At 43.6% G+C, this 22,068-nt stretch carries 15 protein-coding genes and 1 tRNA gene; 6 read left to right on the top strand and 10 right to left on the bottom strand.

The annotated features are described in order from the left end of the window. Positions 1 to 2 precede the first annotated feature (2 nt). From ACQY73_RS32835 to ACQY73_RS32805, 7 genes are all read right to left on the bottom strand, one after another. Positions 3 to 1,676, bottom strand: a complete 1,674-nt coding sequence (locus ACQY73_RS32835) for a glycoside hydrolase family 43 protein (RefSeq protein ID WP_428658636.1) — start codon at positions 1,674 to 1,676, stop codon at positions 3 to 5. A 38-nt stretch (positions 1,677 to 1,714) separates the two neighbouring features. Beyond that, positions 1,715 to 4,174 (bottom strand): glycoside hydrolase family 95 protein, encoded by a 2,460-nt coding sequence (locus ACQY73_RS32830; RefSeq protein ID WP_428658633.1) that lies wholly within the window; start codon positions 4,172 to 4,174, stop codon positions 1,715 to 1,717. Between the two features lie 68 nt (positions 4,175 to 4,242). Next, a complete protein-coding gene (locus ACQY73_RS32825) occupies positions 4,243 to 5,271 on the bottom strand; it encodes a zinc-binding alcohol dehydrogenase family protein (RefSeq protein WP_428658630.1) in 1,029 nt (342 codons plus the stop codon). A 412-nt stretch (positions 5,272 to 5,683) separates the two neighbouring features. After that, a complete protein-coding gene (locus tag ACQY73_RS32820; RefSeq protein WP_428658627.1) occupies positions 5,684 to 7,495 on the bottom strand; it encodes a RagB/SusD family nutrient uptake outer membrane protein in 1,812 nt (603 codons plus the stop codon). 6 nt (positions 7,496 to 7,501) lie between these two features. Then, complete coding sequence (locus ACQY73_RS32815; protein WP_428658624.1) at positions 7,502 to 10,975, bottom strand: TonB-dependent receptor; 3,474 nt, start codon at positions 10,973 to 10,975, stop codon at positions 7,502 to 7,504. A 198-nt stretch (positions 10,976 to 11,173) separates the two neighbouring features. Further along, positions 11,174 to 12,256, bottom strand: a complete 1,083-nt coding sequence (locus ACQY73_RS32810) for a FecR family protein (protein ID WP_428658622.1) — start codon at positions 12,254 to 12,256, stop codon at positions 11,174 to 11,176. A 73-nt stretch (positions 12,257 to 12,329) separates the two neighbouring features. Continuing rightward, positions 12,330 to 12,914, bottom strand: a complete 585-nt coding sequence (locus tag ACQY73_RS32805) for an RNA polymerase sigma factor (protein ID WP_428658619.1) — start codon at positions 12,912 to 12,914, stop codon at positions 12,330 to 12,332. 347 nt (positions 12,915 to 13,261) lie between these two features. On the opposite strand from ACQY73_RS32805, the gene ACQY73_RS32800 reads away from it, so the two are divergent. The 6 genes from ACQY73_RS32800 (at position 13,262) to ACQY73_RS32775 (ending at position 19,692) form a co-directional block, all read left to right on the top strand. Beyond that, positions 13,262 to 14,725, top strand: a complete 1,464-nt coding sequence (locus tag ACQY73_RS32800) for an MFS transporter (RefSeq protein WP_428658616.1) — start codon at positions 13,262 to 13,264, stop codon at positions 14,723 to 14,725. A 25-nt stretch (positions 14,726 to 14,750) separates the two neighbouring features. Next, complete coding sequence (locus tag ACQY73_RS32795; RefSeq protein ID WP_428658613.1) at positions 14,751 to 15,767, top strand: glycoside hydrolase family 43 protein; 1,017 nt, start codon at positions 14,751 to 14,753, stop codon at positions 15,765 to 15,767. Between the two features lie 56 nt (positions 15,768 to 15,823). After that, complete coding sequence (gene fsa / locus ACQY73_RS32790) at positions 15,824 to 16,480, top strand: fructose-6-phosphate aldolase (RefSeq protein WP_428658610.1); 657 nt, start codon at positions 15,824 to 15,826, stop codon at positions 16,478 to 16,480. A 48-nt stretch (positions 16,481 to 16,528) separates the two neighbouring features. After that, positions 16,529 to 17,617 (top strand): Gfo/Idh/MocA family protein, encoded by a 1,089-nt coding sequence (locus ACQY73_RS32785; protein WP_428658607.1) that lies wholly within the window; start codon positions 16,529 to 16,531, stop codon positions 17,615 to 17,617. A gap of 47 nt (positions 17,618 to 17,664) precedes the next feature. Then, a complete protein-coding gene (locus ACQY73_RS32780) occupies positions 17,665 to 18,816 on the top strand; it encodes an endo-1,4-beta-xylanase (RefSeq protein ID WP_428658604.1) in 1,152 nt (383 codons plus the stop codon). Between the two features lie 189 nt (positions 18,817 to 19,005). After that, positions 19,006 to 19,692 carry an NUDIX hydrolase gene (locus ACQY73_RS32775; RefSeq protein ID WP_428658601.1) on the top strand — a complete coding sequence of 229 codons (687 nt, stop codon included), beginning with the start codon at positions 19,006 to 19,008 and terminating at the stop codon, positions 19,690 to 19,692. A gap of 519 nt (positions 19,693 to 20,211) precedes the next feature. On the opposite strand, the gene ACQY73_RS32770 is transcribed toward ACQY73_RS32775, so the two are convergent. The 3 genes from ACQY73_RS32770 to ACQY73_RS32760 all read right to left on the bottom strand — a co-directional run bounded on the left by ACQY73_RS32770 (position 20,212) and on the right by ACQY73_RS32760 (position 22,061). Further along, positions 20,212 to 20,287: transfer RNA gene (locus ACQY73_RS32770), tRNA-Gly, on the bottom strand. Between the two features lie 144 nt (positions 20,288 to 20,431). Further along, the gene (locus ACQY73_RS32765; protein WP_428658598.1) at positions 20,432 to 21,280 is read right to left on the bottom strand and encodes a UbiA family prenyltransferase; all 849 of its coding nucleotides are present in this window, start codon (positions 21,278 to 21,280) and stop codon (positions 20,432 to 20,434) included. A gap of 31 nt (positions 21,281 to 21,311) precedes the next feature. Beyond that, positions 21,312 to 22,061, bottom strand: coding sequence for a DUF6089 family protein (locus tag ACQY73_RS32760; RefSeq protein ID WP_428658595.1), 750 nt, complete (start codon positions 22,059 to 22,061; stop codon positions 21,312 to 21,314). Positions 22,062 to 22,068 lie beyond the last annotated feature (7 nt).

The raw sequence follows: 22,068 nt of genomic DNA, 5'->3' as shown, positions 1-22,068 counted from the left end.
TTTTATTTCAACATTGAGTCGTTTCCGCTGTATTTCAAATACTTAAATGTTGCTATATTATCGCTTTTTTCACCGTTTGCAGTAGCATACATAGCATACACATTGCCAATAAATCCACCTGATACTTTGGTAGATAAGTGCTTACCATCTAAGTTTTCGGCAATGATTTTGTAATTTTTACCGCTTTCAGAAATTTCAAAATCAACTTTATCGGCTTTTGAAGTTATTTTTAAACTCAATTTGCCATTTCCTACAGGTAGCGTATTTATCAATTCTACCTCTTTTTTGCGATGCACACTTTTGTATAATTCCACTTGTGTTTTACCATCTTTGATGGATTTTGCCAAAAAGTAAAAATGGCTTTCGTCTTGATAAATCACCAAACCCGCCTTTTCTTTTTCAGTTTTTGGAGTAAAATTCAACTCTGTTTCAGCTACTGAATACATGTGCTGCTGGCGTTTGGCCACAAAAGATGGATTGCCCAACTCTGAGATAGTTTCAGGCTTGAGTGTAAGCGTTAGACCATTTTTAGAAGTTTTAAATGAACTACTATCAACAGTTCGCAAGTGCATTAGCGAAAGGTCGAGTCCTTTGTCGAACTTTATGGTATAAGCAAAATTGCCGTTTTGTGGCAAAGCACCTTTTTGTTTTACTTCTTTGATGTTGGTTTGGTATTTGTACTCGATGGCTTTTTCGCCGTGTTCAATCATTGGCCAATCGTTTACCCAAGTGAGCGGAGCAATGAACATTTCACGACCGGTATTGTAATAATCACCTTCGTAAGGGCGAACAGCTAAGAAAATTGAATACCAATTGCCATCGGGACCTTCAATAAACTGAGCGTGTCCCGCCGAAGTGATCGGGTTAGGTCGGTCGGCCGGCAAACCTCGTTGGGTCAATACTGGGTTTCCTTCATATGGCACATAAGGCCCCCAAATATCTTTGCTACGCAAAGCCACTTGTGAGTGATTGACCGAAGTTCCGCCTTCGGCACAATACAGTATGTACCAATCGTTGCGTTTCAAAATGTGTGGACCTTCAATCCAAACCGGTTTTTTGGTAATATCCACACCACCGTTTATCAATTGCTTTTTTTCTCCGATAGTTTTTAAGTTTTTGTAATCAAACTCATACATCTGAACTGTGCGATGACCCGGGTAAAGTGGTTTATTATCAGGAGCATCGCTGTTATAAACCACATAAGCTTTATCGGTGGCTTCGTCAAAATAAATGGAAGGGTCAATACCTCTTACTTGGGGCATTTTTACGGGATTGCTGTAAGGGCCGGCAGGATTGGTGGCAGTCACCACAAAGTTGCCGTCATGGTCAATATCAGTGCAAGTTACGTAGTATATGCCTTTGTAATAAGTAATGGCAGGAGCAAAAAGCCCACGGCTCATCCGCTCGCCCATGAATTCCATTTGTGAAGGACGGTTGATGACATTTCCGATTTGTTTCCAGTTTTTCAGATCACGGCTGTGCATGATCGGCAAACCCGGGAAATACGAAAAAGTAGAATGTACGGAATAATAATCAGCTCCCACTTTGACAATGCTCGGGTCGGGATAAAAACCGGTCAGGATGGGGTTAGTCAATGTAACGGATTGGGCTGAAACAGTGTGGCTTAATGCAAAACATAAGGCCGCAAGCAAAACAGAGAAACTATTTTTGAACATTTTTACAGGGAGGTTAAAATCAATTTTCACAAGTTATATTACTGAGCTACAAGTGTATACACTTTTCCGGCTTGGGTTGGTATATCGTACAGTTGCGTTTCTTTCAGGTTGGGAGCAGTTAAGTTGGCAGTGGGTGAAATGATTGCCTTCGGCGTTTCTTCCACGGTATAAAACGGATTAGGATTTTGACCCGCTGCTTTTTTCAGCGTTCCTCCGCTACTCAATTTCAGGCCATTCGCTGCGCGTAGACGAAGATTGCCACCCAAGGTAGATTTCACTGCGACCTTGGTCAGTTTTCCGTTTTTCCACTCCATATTCACTACCTCAAAACCACCAATGGCCCGCAGTCCGGTGATACTGCCCGATTGCCATACATCCGGCAGGGCAGGCAATAAATGAACTGCCCCGTCGGCACTTTGCATGAGCATTTCGGTAATACCCGATGTACACCCAAAATTTCCGTCGATTTGAAACGGTGGGTGCGCATCAAACAGATTGTTATAGGTTCCCCCTCCTTCTTTGGTGACGCCCAATGGCGTAAGTTGGTTTTGAATCAGGCTATAGGCATGATTTCCATCCTGCAAACGGGCCCACCAGTTGACCTTCCACCCCATACTCCAGCCGGTAGATACATCTCCGCGATGAATCAGCGTGGTGCGGGACGCATTGAACAGTTCGGGTGTGCGATAGGGTGAAATTTGAACGGCAGGGAACAGCCCATACAAATGCGAAACGTGACGGTGATGATCATTAGGGTCGTCTACGTCATCCAGCCATTCCTGTAATTGGCCGTGTTGTCCCACGTGCATCGGAGCCAAGCGACCACGTAATTGCCTGAGTGTATCGACAAAAGCAACATCTTTTTTCAGGATTCCGGCAGCCCGGATAGCAGTACTAAAAGCGTCAAAAACGATTTGATTGTCCATCGTTGTTCCGGCATCCAACGACGAACCGGCATGGGCTTTCGGCGCGTTTTCGGGTGAGCTGCCCGGGTTGATGACCAGCCAATGATATTTTGGATGTTCAACTAAAAAATCAGCATAAAACGCAGCGGCTCCTTTCAGGATCGGATAAATTTCAGTCAAAAACGCCTTATCACCGCTGTACAGATAATGTTCCCAAAGGTGTTGGGCGGTCCAGCCACCTCCCCCCGTCCACATACCCCAAAAGGCTCCGTCGATAGCGCCCGTCGCCCGCCAAATATCGGTATTGTGGTGCGCCATCCAGCCTTTTGCTCCGTACATGACCCTTGCCGTTTCCTGCCCTGTCTCCGAGAGCTCTTTCACCATTTTCAAAAACGGTTCATGCAATTCAGCCAGATTGGTTTTCTCAGCCGGCCAGTAGTTCATTTGCGCATTGATATTGATAGTGTACTTACTGTCCCACGGTGGATTCATTTTATTATTCCAAATCCCCTGCAAATTGGCCGGTTGACTTTCGGGCTGAGACGAAGAAATCAGCAAATAGCGCCCAAATTGGTAATAAAGCGTCACCATGTGCGGGTCGTTGGCAGTACGGAAGTTTTTCAGGCGCTCATCAGTGGGAAGTTTCGCCGCTTCGGTGGTTCCGAGGTCAAATTGAACGCGGTTGAAGTATTTCTTATAAGCAGTTATATGTGAGGGTAAAATGGCAGCAAAAGATTTCGGATACGCTTTGTTCAGGTACGCGGTTGCTCGTGCGTTTTCATCACCGCTGATATCTTTGTAATTATTGAAATTGGTGGCAATGGAAATATAAAGGGTTGCGGTTGTAGCTCCTTTTACCGTAATGGAAGTGTCGTTGGCAGCCACGGTTCCGCCTTCGATTTTAATACGGGCAATGCTCCTGAAATTGACCATTCCCTTTACCCCTTCGTGGTCAGAAGTAGTACCCGAAAGGGCGAGTTCGTTAGAAGCCGTTGTGTTGATGTTTCTTTTTTTATGCTGTGTGGCGTATGAAGCCACAAACGAAAGACTGTTGGGTTTGTCGGCCGTCAGATGCATCACAATCACCCGGTCGGGAAAAGACGCTAAAATCTCCCGCGTGTATTTTACTCCGTTGACGGTATAAGCGGTTTTGGCAACCGCCCGTTCAATATCCAATTCCCGGTAATACTCGCTGTATTTTTCGTGACCTTCAAAAGTAAGGTTCAGATTACCAACGGGTTGAAACATTTGCCCGTGTGATTTTTTGGTAATGATCGCTTTGTTGGCCAACCGCTCGGCGTCTTTTTGTTTTCCGTCAAAGATCAATTGGCGAATTTCGGGCAAGGCGGCCAACGCTTCCGGATTATCGTTGCGGTTAGGACTGCCGCTCCAAACAGTGTGTTCATTCAATTGAATCGTTTCTTTTTCTACATTCCCATACACCATGGCCCCCAGTCTTCCATTGCCAATGGGCAGGGCATTTTCCCAAGTATTGCCCGCAGGTTTAGTGTACCAAAGTTTCAGGTTTTTACTATCCTGAGAAAAGCTCAGGAATGAGGTAATCAATAAGCAGAATGTAAAAAACGATTTCATTAATGACAGGTTTAGCATCTATTGGATTAATGTTGACTACTTCTTTGTCAACGATAGGAATTTATTTTCTAAAAGCTTGAATAGGGAACTTCTACGATGGCTTTAATTACTCCATTTTCAGGGTTCAGCCAGTTTTCAAATTCATTTTTTACATCATCAAAATCTACCCTGTGCGTTATGTAGGCAGTCGGACGTATCTCTTTTCTTTTTATACAATTCACTACATGTTCAAAATCCTGCTTTGTGGCATTCCGACTGCTCATTAAGGTGCCTTCCCGTTTATGAAACTCAGGGTGATTAAACGAAATATCTCCTTTTTGCAGCCCGATCAATACATACCTCCCGCCGTGCGACATATAGCGAAACGCATTGTTGATCGCTTTCAAGCTACCGGTGGCATCTATTACCACCGAAGGCATATCTCCATTGGTCACTTCGCTGAGTTGTTCGACAACATTTGCCGAAAGTGCATTGATGGTATGTGGAATCCGTAGCTTCTCTCGGCAAAATCGGAGGCGTTGCTCATTGATATCCAAGGCAATGACAGCTCCACCGGCGATTCGGGCTAATTCCATCGTTCCTAAGCCAATTGGCCCGGCTCCGATGACCAGTACATATTCGCCCTTCATAATTGCCGCCCGACGAACTCCGTGCGCACCGATGGCTAATGGTTCTACCAAGGCCAATTCATCAAAACTTAACCCCATCCCGTGGATCAGGGAAGAAGAAGGTACCGATAAAAATTCAACCATTCCTCCATCCACATGGACACCGCACACTTGTAATTGGGTACAGCAATTGGTTTTCCCCATACGACACGCTACACAATTTCCGCAATGGAAATAAGGGATAAAGGTCACGGCCTCTCCTTCTACAAATCCCGGCGCAGCATCAAACTCGACTAATATCCCTGAAAGCTCGTGCCCTAAAATCCGTGGATAATTGAAAAAAGGCTGAGTTCCTTCATATGCGTGTAAATCCGTTCCGCAAATACCGATACGCTTAATTTTTATAATGGCCTGCCCTTCTCTCAGTTGAGGTTTTTCGCCCGTTGCATATTCAAACTTTCCGGGTTCAGTACACACCAATGTTCTCATCTTATTTATGTGCTTTTTTATATGCTTATATGCTTCAAAAAATGCAGAATCGGCCTAATAAGGCAGTCAGGAATGTGTACATATGACACATTTATTTACATTAAAAAAGACAGTGCTGACAACACTATCGCGTTTGTTGGTCTGGAAAAGAATAAATTCAAAAACAGATTTTTATTCGACAACGAGTGCAAAATACATTCACTCTGACCAAAGATAACAGTAAATGCTTCAATGGAAGCAAATAAATTATATTTATTTTATAAATTATACAAAAAAAAGAGTTGACACCAAAAATCATTAAAACACACAATATAGGAGAGTCGATTATTTTAGGGTATTGATACATTAAAAGATGTAAGAGGAAAAATACCTCTTACATCTCTGACAATCTATCTCACTATTATTTACCTTATCAATAACCGGGATTTTGCGGGAATTTAGGTCCTTCCACCGTACGGTCTATTTGTGTCTGAGGAATTGGTCTCAACATATGAAAATCTTTGATATAGGGAGCGGCCTCGTTATTCCAGGCTTTTATCCGTCTTACTAATGTTTTGGTACGAACTAAGTCGTGGTATCTCATCCACTCACCAAACAATTCTCTGCTTCGCTCATCCAGAATAAAATCAACGGTAACATCGTCGGCGCTGATCGTCATCGCAGTAGCGGCCGCCGCATTTTGTGCCGCGGTATTGGTCTTACGATAAGCAGCTCTTTGGCGAATGACGTTGAGAAGTTCGGCTGCTTTTGCCTTGTTTCCCGCCATCAGGTATGCTTCTGCCCCTACTAAGTACACTTCAGAAAAACGGGTGATCACTACAGGGCGAGTGGAAGGATCATTGAAATTGCTGCCACGACTCGGATCCATGTGTTTCTTAATGGCAGGATATAAGTTGGCATTCCACGTGCTTGGAGGCGCAACGATTCCTTTGAAAGGTCTCGTTCCAACGAACTGCGGAGCACCTACCACTTCATAATCGGTTATCCATACAGCAGTATCAACCCCAACCTGCGTCGTATATCCAATACCGCGTTTGTTATTGGCCGCCGTTGGCGTATTCGTTACGGCAGTATTGGAGATATATACTGTGTAGAACGTATTGGCAAATCGTGAATCTACATCTCTTTTCACAAAAGCCTGATCCAGAAAATAATTTTTGCCGGTACTTTCTCCGGATGTTTGTTTTACACTGTTGGGGCGAATACGGGCGTATGGGCGGCCATAGTATGAATCACGAATCATCCCTGACGTTCCGGAATTTACCAAAACACCCGAGGCGTTTACAAATGAGTTAATCCCGCTGTTGTTTGGGTAGTTCCAATTGGTAAACCAAGGCGTCAGGTTTTGAGCGTCACCGCCACTGGCTCCACCTCCTACGCTATAATACCCAAACTTAGCATCGTTTGAGTGATCGCTCACAAACATTGTTTCTTTTCCATTGTCGTTTGCAGGTACGAAAGCATCGCCAAAGTCCTGCCAGAGGTCTAAACCATATGTTCCTTTAGCTGCAATAAGATCACTCGAAATTTTAGCGGCTTCGGCAAAATCTGCCTGCGAATTTGTCAGCCAACCACGGGTCAGATAGGCTTTTGCCAAGAAAAATAAAGCTACAGGTTTGGTCGCAGCCTTTCCTAAGAATGGAGCGGTCGGTTTATCGGGTAAAGCGGCGGCTGCTTCGGTTAGGTCTTGAATAATCAACTTATATACCTCTGTTGCCGGATCTCTTTTGGCACTTTGTGATGGAACCGTAATAAATTCAGTGCTTAATGGAACATCGCCCCAGGTTTGTACCAAATAGAAATACCAGAAAGCCCTCAAAAACTTAGCTTGTGCTAAGTACTGGTTTTTTGTTGCTACGGGCAGGTCAATACTCTGACCGTACTGCAATACACCGTTGAGGGTATTTATTGCCACAAACGATGTTCCCCAAGCAGAGCCGAAATTGCTGCTATTCAACCCATTAAACGTATGTACGGGACCGCCGCCGCTACTGGCCCCCTGAATAAACTCGTCAGTGCCGGCCTGCATTTCAGAAGAAAACCCTTCGGTTCCCCATTGGTTTCGGATTAAATTATATACCCCGGCAATACCGCCCAATACACCTGAGGGGCTATTAAAATACGACGGTACAATCTGCGATTGCGGATGCTCTTCCAGTATTTTTCCGCATCCTACACAGAAAAATAAAGTGAAGGCAATGATTGAAATATGTATCTTTTTCATCTTGAATTAAAATTTAAGATTTAAACCTAATGTAAATTGACGAACCGGAGGGTTGTTTAAGTTTACCGTCACGAAACGGTTAAAGTTTCCTCCCTGAATGGTGTTACCATAGCCATTTCCTTCCGGATCAACCGCCAACTTGGCTTTTACCAATGGTGAATAAATAATAAAAGGGTTGGTCGCATTCAGGTAAATACGCGCCGAGGAAACACCAATTTTGTTAAGTATTTTACCACTGACTGTATAACCTACGTTGATACTTCTCATTTTAATGAAAGAACCATCCTGATAAGAAGTAGTAGAAGTAAAGTTTCGTACGCCGCCGCCTGCATCAGGTCTTGGGAAAGCATTGGTCGGGTTTTCCGGGGTCCAATAATCCATTACCAATTGGTTTGAACGTCCTTGGTTTAGGAAACCAAAACCGGAACCGCCCCCTGAAGTACCCGACAAGTACGGAACCACCACTTTCATTCCCATCCGGGCGAATGTCACGATGGATATGTCGAATCCTTTGTAACTGATTCTATTGGTTAAACCACCTTCCCACTTGGGTTGGAAATTGCCGATGATCTTACGGTCGTTTGCATCAATGACCCCGTTATTGTCAACATCTTCCACTCTGATCTCACCGGGAAGTTGCACCGGCGATGTTTGTTTTTTCAACGCACCGTTATCCGCGTCCGACTGCTGCCAGATACCGATCTTATTATAGTCATAAATGACAGTAAGCGGTTGGCCTACAAACCAGAAGTTTCCTTTGTTATCTAACTCAGTCGGCGTTGTAAGCTGCGTAATTTTTTCACGGTTAAAGAAATAGGTTACGTCAGCACTCCAGTTAAAGCCTCCTTTATTTCTGAAAATATCAAAGGTCAACGATGATTCAAACCCTTTTCCTTCGGTTCTTCCTAAGTTTTTCAAGGTAGAGTTGGCACCGTTACTTTCCGGAAGGTTTACCGAAAGCAAAATGTCTTTCGTTTTCTGGAAATACACATCAAATGTGCCGGTGATACGGTTGTTAAACAAACCTATTTCTAACCCAACATCTGTCTGAGACGTAGATTGCCAACCCAAATTACTTGCCGGAAGGCTGGTAACGGTATAGGCAAGTGCCTGCCCGGCAGTCGTAGTACCGAAATTATAATACCCTGTTGAGAGCGCTCCCAATGTGGCATAAGCCCCTACGTTGCGGTTACCCGAAATTCCCCAACCGCCTCTTAGTTTCAAATTTGACAAAAAGGTCAGGTTTTTCATAAACGGCTCGTCAATGAGGTTCCAGCTTAACCCGATGGCAGGATAGTTGAAGTATTGATTAGCAGGCGATAAGGTAGACGAACCATCTCTACGGAATGTTGCCGTCAGGATGTATTTATCATTGAACGTATAGTTCAATCGAGCCATGTAGGAAAGCAGACCGGTTTCTGAAAAGGAATTACCGAAGTCTGTAGGGGCAACCGGCGTCCCGGAAGCCAGCGCAAAATTGGCTGTTTTAATGTAATCAGCCGGAACCCCCTTTACCGTAAATCGGCTGCCCAGTGAGTGATTTTTTGTATATTCATAGAGCGCGGTGAAGCCCAGTCTATGTTTTCCAATGGTTTTATCATAATACAACAAGTGCTGCATGTTTATATCCCAATATTCAGTATTTCTGATTTCAGCGCTGGATACACTTTGGTCAACCCCTGTATTGACAAATGTATTTGGAGGGCCGTAGCCATTGAAACCGGTCTGGCTATAGTTCAGACCCGCATTGAAACGGTATCTGAGGCCGTCCAGAATAGAAACTTCTGCGTACAAACTGTTGAATGTTCTGATCGAACGCTCATTGGAAAGAATATCTTTTCCACGAGTGATGAGTGTGAGTGGGCTCACGGCCTGCGCTTCAATGGTTCCTCGCTTAGGGTTCAGGAGTACCGTGCCATCATCATTGTATGGCTTGATGAGCGGAGACAAGCGAATCAACTCAGTCGGAACACCGCCACCTGCAGGGTCATTTTTGCGAGTAAGCGTATTGATTGTATTCAAACCGACTTTAACACGTTTCCCGATTTTTTGGTCTATGGTGGCACGGATGGTAAAGCGGTCAAAGTTTTGGTTTGGCATAATACCCGTTTCATTAAAATAGCCAAGACCCAAACCGTACTGCGTATTTTCCACTCCACCCTGTAATCCGAGCTGATGGCTTGTGTTAAAGCCCTGTCTGTACAATAGATCCTGCCAATCGGTAGAAACTCCCGCGGCAAGATTTGCCTTTTCTTCATCGGTCAGCGGGTATGCCGTTGTACCGGCCCCCTGGGTGTTCAATGCTGCCGATTGCTCTTTGAATTTTGCATACTGCGCTCCATTCATGACATTATATTTACCCATGATGCTCGTTACACCGTGGTAGCCATCATATGTCAATACGGGTTTACCAACTTTACCTCTTTTGGTTGTAATCAGGATGACACCACCCGCACCTCTTGAACCATAAATGGCCGTTGCCGATGCGTCTTTCAAAATTTCAAGGTTCGCAATGTCGTCCGGGTTTATATCATTCAGCCCACCAAACGGAATTCCATCTACTACCACAAGCGGGCCATCCAGACCATCGCCATTACCCGTCGTAAGGGAGCGGTTGCCACGGATACGAATGGTTGCCTGACTACCCGGCGTTGAGCCGTTACTTACGATGGATACCCCTGCGGCACGTCCTTTGAGTTGGTTAAGAAGGTTGGGTGCCGGCACTTCTTTCAACGTAGCCTCGTTAACTGATACAACGGCACCGGTCACATCTCTTTTGCGCTGTGTTCCGTAACCTACTACCACTACTTCGTTGAGCGTTTTGTTATCTGCTTCCAAGCGAATATCTATGACCTTTTGAGCACCAACAGCTACTTCTTTGGTAACATACCCAACGTACGAGAACACAAGCACAACTCCGTTGGCATCCGTGAGCGTTAGTTTGTAATTACCGTTGGCATCCGAACTCGTTCCACGAACCGTACCTTTCACCTGAACATTTACTCCGGGCAGCCCTTGTCCGTCTTCGCTCGTTACTTTTCCGGTAATATCAATTTCTTTTATCTCGGATATGCTTGCTTTTTCGGAGGAGTTCTGCTGAGGAGCTTGCGCCGGGGGGAGGCTTCTTTTAATTAAAATTTGTTGCCCTACTACTTCGTAGGTTAAGTTAAGTGGTGTCAAAATGTGATCTAACACACCAAAAAGCTCTTCATTGTTAGCCTGATAGGTGATTTTTCGCTTTGATTGAACAATTTCCCGACTGAACATAAATTGGACGTTCGCCAGTTTTTCAAGGCGCTTGATAATTACTTCAGCATCCTGATTGTTAGCCGAAAAACTGACTCGGCGATTAAGAATTTCTTGGGCTCTGCTGTCAATAGCAAAGCTTATGTTGGCTAGGGTTAGTGCAAGCAAAATTTGCAGGCCTGATATTCTCATAATCCTGATCCAAACAGTGTGATTAATAAAGAAGTAATGCATACATTTGTTCGTTTTGTTGTTTTTGTGGAAAAAATGACAAAAAATCTCCTTTCCCTTGCTAAAAGGGGCAAATGTGTATTAGTGACACATTTAGGAATGTAACAAGCGATAGTGTTGGGAGCACTATCGCTTTTCCTTTTTAAAAAGCGATAGATTCTACATCATAAGGACTGAATTGGTTAAAGGTTGAATAAACAATTAATGGCAACCGCGACTGTGGACAATCACTTGATTGTCAATGATTTCAAAATCAGATTCAATGGTAAGACAAATAAGTCGGATTTTTTCCGGCAAAGGCATATCATTCAATTGCCCGGTAAAGGTGCAGGATTGCAACAGTTCCCGGTCGTACTGAATCGGTAAATGATAAACAGATGCCAGCTGATCAAATATGTCAGCAACAGGGACATAGTCGTACGTAAACTCTCTGTTGGCAACTGTTGCTACACTTTCGTCCGCTATTTTATTTTCCTCTTTAAGAAATGTATCGGTTTTAGTTTCAAGACTCAATTGTTGTTTATGAATAAGCAGTACCGATTTTTCCGGTGACGAAACAGAGGTAACTACTACCTTACCCGTTTTTACATTCACAAAAACAGTTTCTTCATCAGTGAATGAGCGTACTTGAAAACTGGTTCCTAACACCTTGGCTGTAAGAGCGTTTGTATATACAAAAAATGGCTTGGCAGCATCTTTGGCCACCTCAAAAAACGCCTCTCCCTCAAGAAAGACCTCTCTTAATTCGGCAGTTGTTTCTTTACGAAAACGTAAGCGGCTCCCGGCCGACAGTACTACTGACGAGTTATCCGGCAATAGCACAACCTTTGGCTCATTCATTGTATTATTAACTACTTCCCATTGGTCCGCTTCCAGTTGTTTTTCTTCTTTTCGGTTCGTCAGCCTATTAGGTTTATTGACGGAGAATACCTCAAATTGCCAACAGATAAAAAGACCTATAATCACTACAGCCGCCGCTACCGCCCCACTCCACCAATTCCTGCTCCATAAAGGTTTTACTTCCGCCGCCGGAACATCCGGCATCAGTTCAAGCATTTTTCGGGCTTTTTCCGCAATTTCCCAATCAGGGAGTTCCTGCTTATTTCCCTCAATAACCAAAAAGGCTGCTACCGCTTGCTCATAAATATTTTCTTTCTCAGGATGCTGTATCAGCCATTGCTGCCAGTACAACCGATCTGCCGGACGCCTCTCTCTCATCCAAATTTGAAAAGATTCGTCTTCCAGAAAATCATTGATTGAAAGGTTATCAAGTGGCAGACTCATTGGTACTTTCCTAATGTTTTATAGATAATATGAAAATACTGCTTCAGGATACCCTAGTTGAAGCCAATTTTTTTTAAGAAAAATACCAATTATCGACAATTGATGCATTATCCCACATACGAGTCCGAAGTTTTACAAGGGCTTTCTGCAGGAAATTAGATACCGATTGCCGGTTAACATGCATTGTTTCAGCAATTTCAGTGACCGACAGGTTTTCGTAGTACCGCAAATAAAGCGCTTCCCGTTCGCGGGCGGGCAGTGTCAATAATTGACGGTTAAGTTCATTGATTTGTAAAATGGTTGTCTCCCGGCGAATCATTAGTGTCTCGGCATCTATGTCTTCGGGAAAAGAGCTGTCCCAATCAATTTCCGAAGAAACAAAGTGTTTTTCGTTGCGCCGAAATTGAAAGATAAGGTGTCTTAATGATTTTAATAAATAGTGCTTTACAGAGCACGTATCGTTTATTTGGAGTCGATTCTGCCAAAGCTGTAGGAAGATTTCCTGAATACAGTCCTCTACGGTTGCCTCGTCAACCATAAATTTTAGGCCATAATGTCTTAGTGAACGATAGTAACGTTCGGCCAAAAAGCCTAATGCCTGCTTATCACCCGAGCGATATGCTTTCCATAATACTTCATCCTGGACTTGTAAAGCCATAAAATCCGACAGTAATATAATCAAATAAAGAATTATTGTGATTGCTCTAACAAAAGTAATAAAGTTTAGGTATCTTATGGTATTTTTAACAATAAGTTCAAAAAAAATTTTTTTACACCTGCATCATGCCAAATAAAAGAGGTACACAGAACGAATTATGCCGGCCGGCCATGTCTCTCTTCTTTGTAAAGTGCGTAAACTCAGCAAAGTTTTGCTTCATCTTGAGTAATGAAAATTAGTTACCAAAGTTTTGATAAAATATTATCAGGATTATAGTAAAAAATACCATAAGGGTTCTTTTGATAAAAACTACTTCCTGAAATCTAACATTTCTAACCTTTACACGAATGTATTCCCCTAATCAAAAGTTATCCGTTGCCGAGAAAATCGGATACAGTTTGGGTGATCTGGCCGCCAACCTGATCTTTCAAACCCTTATGACTTTTTTGGCGTATTTCTACACTGACGTTTACAGGATACCTGCCGGAACAGCGGGTATCATTATTTTTGTGGGAGGCTTATCGGGGGCATTCTTCAACATCCTGATGGGCATTATTGCCGACCGAACGCATACCCGATGGGGAAAATTTCGTCCCTGGCTGCTTTGGACCTCCCTCCCTTTTGGGGTTATTTCCCTCTTAGCCTTTTCTACGCCTGATTTCAGCGATAGTGGGAAAGTTGTGTATGCATTTGTCACTTACTTCTTATTGGTCATTGTCTATTCGGCCAACAACTTACCCTATTCAGCCTTGAGCGGGGTAATTACGGGCGACATGAAAGAGCGAAACAGTCTTTCCTCCTATCGGTTTGTAGCAGTGATGATTGCTCAGTTTATTATTCAATCATTGCTCCTGCCCCTGGCGCTGTCGTTGGGCCACGGCAACAAAGCCGTCGGGTTTGAGAAAGTAATGCTCTTTTTCGCCATCGTGGGTGTTATTTGTTTCTGCATCACCTTCCTTACCACCAAAGAGCGTATAGTGCCTCCCGTTGAAGAAAAAAATACGATCAGGCAGGACCTGACAGATCTGAGCAAAAATAAACCGTGGGTGATCATGCTGATTGTCACGATACTGGTGTTTGTCACGTTAGCCCTAAAGGGCGGAATGTATATTTTTTATTTTAAGTATTACCTTGATCCCTCCGCACAAAGCGATTATTTAGAAAGTATCGGTTTTAATCGCTTCATCCTGGGACTCAATGAAACCGTCACCAGCTTAGGTTTAGGCAAATTTGAATGGCCGGAAGATGCTCCCACCTCCGCCAACAGTCTTTTTAACGCAGGGGGTATCCTCTTCATGATTGTGGGGATTCTGTTTTCAAAACCGCTGGCCGACCGCTTCGGTAAACGAAACATCTTCGGGATTTTCCTTGCACTCTCGGCGGTATGTTTGGTGATGTTTCATTTTTATCCGAAAGACAACATAGGCATTGTATTCATCACCCAAATCGTGCATGGATTTACCTATGGCATAACAATCCCCCTGCTTTGGGCCATGATCGCTGACGTGGCCGATTACTCCGAATGGAAAAATAATCGACGTGCTACCGCCATCATTTTTTCGGCTATGATCTTTGGGTTAAAAGCAGGACTAAGCATCGGCGGTTCATTGGGGGCCTCAATCCTGTCAATGTATGGCTATGTTGCCGAACAGGCAGAACAATCAGCGGAAGCCGTAGAAGGAATTAAAATGTCCGTGAGTATCTACCCGGGATTCATTTTTTTAGCGGGTGCGGCCTTACTGTTTTGGTATAAAATTGATAAAGCAATGGAAGTTCGGCTCGAAACCGAATTAAAAGAGAAACGTAACTGATTTTTTTAATCAAAATTTTCTGAATATGCCTGAAGAAAGCACAGTACATATTGACTTCAAACAACTTAATGAAAGGGCTGTTTCTCAGCCGCTGGTCAATCATTTGTTTACGGCCGATCCCTCGGCGCACGTTTTTGAAGACAGAATTTATATTTACCCTTCGCACGATATTGATGCGGGAATCCCGTTCAATGACAACGGAGATCATTTCGGAATGGAAGACTACCATGTGTTTTCGATGGACCGCATTGGCGGCGAAGTGATCGACCACGGAACAGCCTTACATGTCAAGGATGTTTTTTGGGCCGAACGGCAACTGTGGGCTCCCGATGCCGCGTGTAAAGCAGGTAATTATTATCTTTATTTTCCCGCCAAAAATGCCGAAGGAATATTCCAAATAGGAGTAGCGGTGGCAACTGCTCCCACCGGGCCATTTACAGCAGAGGTACTGCCTATACAAGGCAGCTACAGCATTGATCCCGCTGTATTTGAAGACATTGACGGGAATTTTTATCTGTATTTCGGGGGAATATGGGGCGGCCAACTGCAAAAATATCGCCATAATGTCTACGATGAACAATTCAAAGAACCTGAAGTTTATGAAACCGCACTTTGTCCCAAAGTGGCTAAACTGACGGAAGACATGCTCCAATTTGCGGAAAGCCCACGCGACGTCCACATTCTGGACGAGAACGGTGAATTGCTCTTGGCCGGTGATAATGAACGGCGTTTTTTTGAGGCATCCTGGTTGCACCGGTACAACGGCAAATACTATTTTTCTTATTCGACGGGCGACACGCATTTTATTTGCTATGCCGTCGGCGACCATCCCTATGGGCCGTTCCTCTATCAGGGGCGTATTCTGAATCCTGTGGTAGGATGGACAACGCATCACTCCATCTGTGAAGTCAGTGGAAAATGGTATCTTTTTTATCATGACTCCAGTCTTTCAGAAGGGATTACGCATTTGCGAAGTATCAAAGTCACCGAGCTGATCCATAATGCCGACGGAACGATTCAAACCATTGACCCTTATTTGTAACCGGCAAATCAGGGTTTGTTTTAAGTTGATTTTCAAACATCATAAACATAATACGAATGAAATTTTTTATTGATACTGCCAATCTGAGTGAAATTAAAGAAGCAAATGATTTAGGGATATTGGACGGCGTTACCACCAATCCTTCCTTAATGGCCAAAGAGGGAATTACCGGAAAACAAAATATTCTTGATCATTACAAAGCGATCTGCGAAATTGTAGACGGACCCATATCGGCGGAAGTCATTGCCACGACCTTTAACGAAATGGTCACCGAAGGAGAAGAACTTGCGGCATTGCACGAAAATATCGTGGTGAAAGTGCCGATCATTAAAGACGGGGTGAAGGCTATAAAATACTTTACCCAAAAAGGAATCAGGACCAACTGCACCTTGATATTTTCGGCCGGGCAGGCATTACTGGCGGCCAAAGCAGGAGCTACCTATGTATCGCCCTTTATCGGCCGCCTTGATGACATTTCAGTAGACGGAATGGACTTGATTCGGCAAATTCGACTCATTTACGATAACTACGATTTTACGACTCAAATACTCGCAGCATCCATCAGACACCCTATTCACATTTTGAAATGTGCAGAAATCGGTTCAGATGTAATGACCGGGCCGTTGAGTGCCATTACTGCGCTCTTGAAACACCCCTTGACCGATTCAGGGCTCGCTAAATTTTTAAGTGATTTCAATAAGGGAAATCTATAAAATTTCAGAAATTGATACAATTTCTAAAGATAAAACTCAAAATAAGCTATGATCATTGAAAGACGCGAATTTTTGACCAAATTAACACTGGCCGGCGCGGCTGCCTTTGTTTCCAACAGCCCCCTTTTGGCTTCTGTCACCCCTAAAAAAGATAAGTTGGGGATTGCACTTGTCGGCTTAGGCTATTACAGTACGGATCTGTTGGCTCCGGCATTGCAACTGACCGAGAAATGTTATCTGGCCGGAATCGTTACAGGTACGCCAACGAAAGCCGAAACATGGAAAAAGAAGTACAATATTCCGGAGAAGAATATCTATAATTATCAAAATTTCGACAGTATAAAAGACAATCCCGACATTGATATTGTCTATGTCGTACTGCCTCCTTCGATGCATCGTGAATTTGTAGTTCGGGCAGCTAAAGCGGGCAAGCACGTATTTTGTGAAAAGCCGATGGCGCCTACTGTTGCAGATTGCGAAGCGATGATTAGCGCATGTAAAAGCAATAATGTGAAACTGGCCATTGGGTACCGTTGCCAACACGATCCGAACATCCAGGCAGTCATACAGGTGGCAAAGGATCAAAAATTCGGTAAAGTAAAAATGATTACCAGTGCCGCCGGTTATGTTGACGGTCGGACCAACCATTGGAAACAGAATAAAAAATTGGGAGGCGGTGTCATGGGTGACATGGGGGTTTATGCGCTGCAGGGAGCAAGGCTGGCGACGGGCGAGGAACCGATCAGTGTCATTGCCCAGGCATCCACCACACGCCCGGAGATTTACAAAGAAGTAGAAGAAACAATGATGTTTATGCTTGAATTCCCGAGCGGAGCGCGTGCGGCATGTCATACCAGTTTCGGGATCAATATGAACCATCTGCAGGTTAACTACGAAAAAGGATGGCTGAAATTAGAGCCCCAGTCCGGTTACTCCGGCAATAAAGGCAGCATGTCTGACGGTACTGTCATCAATTTCCCGATCAAAAGTCAGCAGGCGAAGCAGATGGATGAAGATTGTACGGCTCTCATGAACAATACAGCTTTGATTGCTCCCGGCGAGGAAGGACTTCGTGACATCCGAGTGGTGGAGGCCATTTATAAATCGGTGGCGACCGGTAAAAGTGTTAAAATTTAACCTTATTCTTAAATTCTGAAGAAAGTCATCCAAAAACCAATGACATCATGACATGTACAACCTTAAAAAAAGGGAATCAACGGCTCACTTTTCTCCTCTTTATGCTGATATCTACCGTATCAGTGGCTCAACTTACGCTTAAAGAAGCTTACAAGGATGCTTTTAAGATGGGCGTGTCGGTCAATGATGCCATTGTTTCGGGAAACGACAACGCATCTCAACAAATTGTTGTCAAACAATTTAATACCATCACCCTTGAAAATTCTATGAAAGCGGGGCTTATTAATCCCAAGCCCGGAGAGTTCCGCTTTGAAGCGGCAGACGCCTTTGTTGAATTCGGAAAAAAAAATAATATGTTCATTGTAGGGCACACGCTCGTTTGGCACAATCAAACCCCGGCTTGGTTTTTTCAAGATGAAAATGGCAAACCCAAATCGAAAGAGGCTGTAGCAGAGCGCTTGCATGAGCATATCAAAACGGTAGCAGGGAGATATGCAGGTAAAGTACAGGCATGGGATGTGGTCAATGAAGTCATTGACGATGACGGCAGTTACCGACCGACGACGTGGGTCAAAGGCATTGGCAGCGGCGAAGAATTGGTAAAGTTGGCGTTCAGGTATGCTGCCCAATACGCTCCCAATACCGAATTGTATTATAACGATTTCAACGCTTGGCGGCCATCGAAACGGGATGGCATTGTCAGGATGATCAAAATGCTGCAAAAGGAAGGTATTCGCATTGACGGGGTCGGTATCCAAGGGCATTGGGGGTTGAACTATCCCAAAACCGAGTACATCGAAGCAGCCATTGATGCGTTTGCAGCATTGGGAGTAAAGGTGATGATCACGGAATTGGACGTAGACGTATTACCGCTTACCAAAGAAGGGCAGATCATCGGTCAGGGGATGAGTGAGAAACAGTTCCAAAACGAAGAGTTTAAAACTTTTTTGGACCCTTACCCTAACGGATTACCCGATGCGATGCAAAAAGTACTCGCTGACAGATATGCACATTTCTTTGAGATCTTTTACCGTAAAAGAGATAAAATTGACCGAGTAACCATGTGGGGTGTTCATGACGGGATGTCATGGAAAAACGACTACCCAATTCCGAATCGCACCAATTATCCGTTGCTTTGGAATCGAAGCAAACAATCGAAACCGGCATTCGATGCTGTTTTGAAAGTTCCCCGAAAATGAAAATATATTGCAAAAGAACTTGATAAAGAGTAAATAGACTTATACAATAAGCGGAAAATTTAATTCCCTATTTTATCTTTACCCGATATTTCCAACGGATGATAACGGAGTGCAATTTCATTCCTGACGTATTGGAAAACAGTGAGCGTAAGCCGGGGTTCTATTTTCAACGCATTAAATTTACTATTCTTGAACTTTTCTGACGAGATAATTGAAGATCTCTCCATAGACTGCGTTATTTTCGGATTCAAAGACGCTCAACTTCATGTGCTTTTGGTAAAACACGGTATCGGTCCTACGCTCGGGCAATGGGCACTGCCCGGAAGTTGGATTAAGTACAATGAAAGTATTGACGAGGCCGCCGAACGGATTTTGTCTTCCCAAACCTCAGTCGGCAATATTTATTTGGAGCAGTTTAAGGCGTTTGGAGATTTAAAACGTTTTCCGGCTCGAAGAGTTATTACCATTGCCTATTATGCATTGGTCAATATTGAAAAATTCGAACTGCACCCGGGCCCTACCGAAGCGGATGTTACATGGTTCAAAATCCAGGATACTCCTCAAATGGCTTTTGACCATACCGTTATTTTTGAAAAATGTCTTGCTTTCTTAAAACATAAGATTCAGCACGAACCTATCGGTTTCAATCTGTTGCCCCCTAAATTTACGCTTTTGCAACTGTTGGAGTTATATGAAGCTATTTTGGGTCAGAAACTGGACAAATCAAACTTTAGAAAGAAGTTTCTTAAAATGAACCTTTTAATTGACACAAAAGAACGTCAGCAGGAAGTGTCTCATCGTGCAGCGACTCTCTATCGTTTCGACGAAAGCGTATATAATAAATTATTGGAAAGCGGATTTACGTTTGAAATTTAACTCCTTATTGCTGCAAAAAAATGTTGTAGCTATGTTGTACCAATGAAAAACGGGCTGCACAATTACTTGTACAACCCGTTGATAATCAGTACCGGGGACGGGAATCGAACCCGTACGAGCGTTTCGGCTCACAGGATTTTCGTACCTGCTACGACTTTCGCCGCTTCCAAAATCCGATTTAAATCGGATTAGAATTTGTGGTCTGGACTTTCTCTTAATCTTATCCCGAACTTGTTTCGGGACTTAGATTTCGCCTGTTAAGTCTCTACACCTTTCCCGCTGTTTCCGGGACTTGGCTCGGGATTATCATACATTGCTGTGAAGACTTCCCCGATTTTAAGCGATTCTACATCAAACGTTTCCGTCTGTGCACTCAAATTTTTGATGTTTTTTTCACGATAATTTTTCAGAAGATCGTCAAAAAATCAATGAACTAAGTCCTGCGTGTCTACCAGTTCCACCACCCCGGCGGGCGGTGATTTACTTACGGATAAAAAAAGCACCGTTTTCGGCGGTGCTTGGAGCGAAAGACGGGGTTCGAACCCGCGACCTCGACCTTGGCAAGGTCGCGCTCTACCAGCTGAGCTACTTTCGCGTATGTGTTTACCGTGATTTGGTGGTGCAAAAGTAGAATTTTTGAGTATATGATGCAAGTGTTTATAAGAAAAAAATCAGGCTAATTTATATAGAGAATCGCTCTTTTAGCCTTGTTTATATGATTATCAGAATGTTACGAATCTCATAAAAAACATAATATTCCAAAAAAAACATTTAGACATACACTTGCCAATAGGTTTAGCCACATGGTATTTTTAAAATTCGCATTACGTTCGTCCTGCCATACTTTCCAAGTCCACCATCCAAAAAATGCCAGCAATGGAAACAGCAGGATCACCAAAAGCAATAACGGCAATGTAAAACCGAAATAACCCAAGTACCCGCCTCCAGACAACAGCAACCAAAAGCAGGCATTGATAAACGTTCCTTTAATTCCCAACAATCGACTCATGGTCATATCGCCTCGTTTGGCATCTTCTTCGTGCTGATATACTTGTGTGAGTGGGTATATCGCCAGTAAATTTGATGTACACACCAACGCAGGCATCCATTGAGAAACAAGCGGCTCAAAGCTCGTCAATTGATTAATAGCCTGATATACGGCCATATATGTAAGAGCGCCTTGGAAGATCGTAACAATGCCCCAACTCAAAATCGGGTATTTTTTCAATCGAATCAACGGATGGCTGTAGGCTTTTGAGATCAATCCATAAATGAGTAAATAGAGAGCAAATAATTTTCCCACAAATAACCATCCCAACACCAACGCAATACTATCAAGTGCCCAAGCTACATAGAACAACTCTTTGCTTACGGGTGGAGGTGTCTCCAATAACCCAATGCTTCCTTCGTCTTTATCATAATAGCTGTTGTAAGCATTGCTTGCCGGAAACAGCAAAAAATGCAGGATCAGAAAAACCCACCACGCCTTTGCTGTATCCGGATGCAGCGACTGGCTCAATGCAAATAAGAAAATCGGTAATAAGAAAAAGGAAAAAGGAATTCGAAGATGAAGGAGAATGTTTTTCATGCAGTGTTGGAAAAATAGACACTAAAAGTACTCATTCCGGCACAAAATCACACTTAGTTGGATTGCGTATTTTAAAACCAAAGGGACGCTTTTTAAATCGATATACAATACTGACGCCCGAAAATGTATATCTGTCTGTTTTGTCGGGGTTTCCTGCAAAACTGATCCCATCCAAATAATCTGAAAAAGTAATCCGAAAACCTGCTTCGACCGCAAGCGTCCATTGCGGATGAAATCGATATTTAACCCCTACCCCAAATGGAACTACCGCTTGAATTGGCTTGTATACAGCGCTTCGGTCGATGGCGGCACCCTGCACAAATTGCGGCTTCTCAATAATCATATTTTCCAGATCAGGCTTAGGCTTGGTAAGGGCAAATCCAAACCCTGCAAATAAAAACGGTGAGAACGATGGCGTAAAATGATGCCGCAAGCGTGGTTGTGACAGCGGCCAAAGATGCCATTCCACTTGAGTGGACAGTTCTGTAAGCGGTGTTGTAGTGGTAAAATTTCGGAAGGCACGGTCGGGGTAATGACTGTCTCGCCCCGACAATCTGCCGTTTAGTAAAGTAGCTTTGATGGCAAAATAATCAGAAAAATTATAGCGACCTACCAGTCCAAACGAAGGCTTAGGTTCTTTGGAAAGGATATCTGATTTATTTAAATCGCCCAAATAGCCGGCACTCCCCACGAATAATCCGGCTTCAAAACGTTCCTGTGCTGTGGCAATGAACGAGTTAATCAACAATAGTAATACATAACGAGAGTACAAATATCGCATTGGCAAA

It is taken from the genome of Runella sp., assembly GCF_965279615.1.
Lineage (GTDB): Bacteria > Bacteroidota > Bacteroidia > Cytophagales > Spirosomataceae > Runella.
Note: the sequence above shows the minus strand (reverse complement) of the source record. Positions and strands in the feature narration are given on the sequence as shown.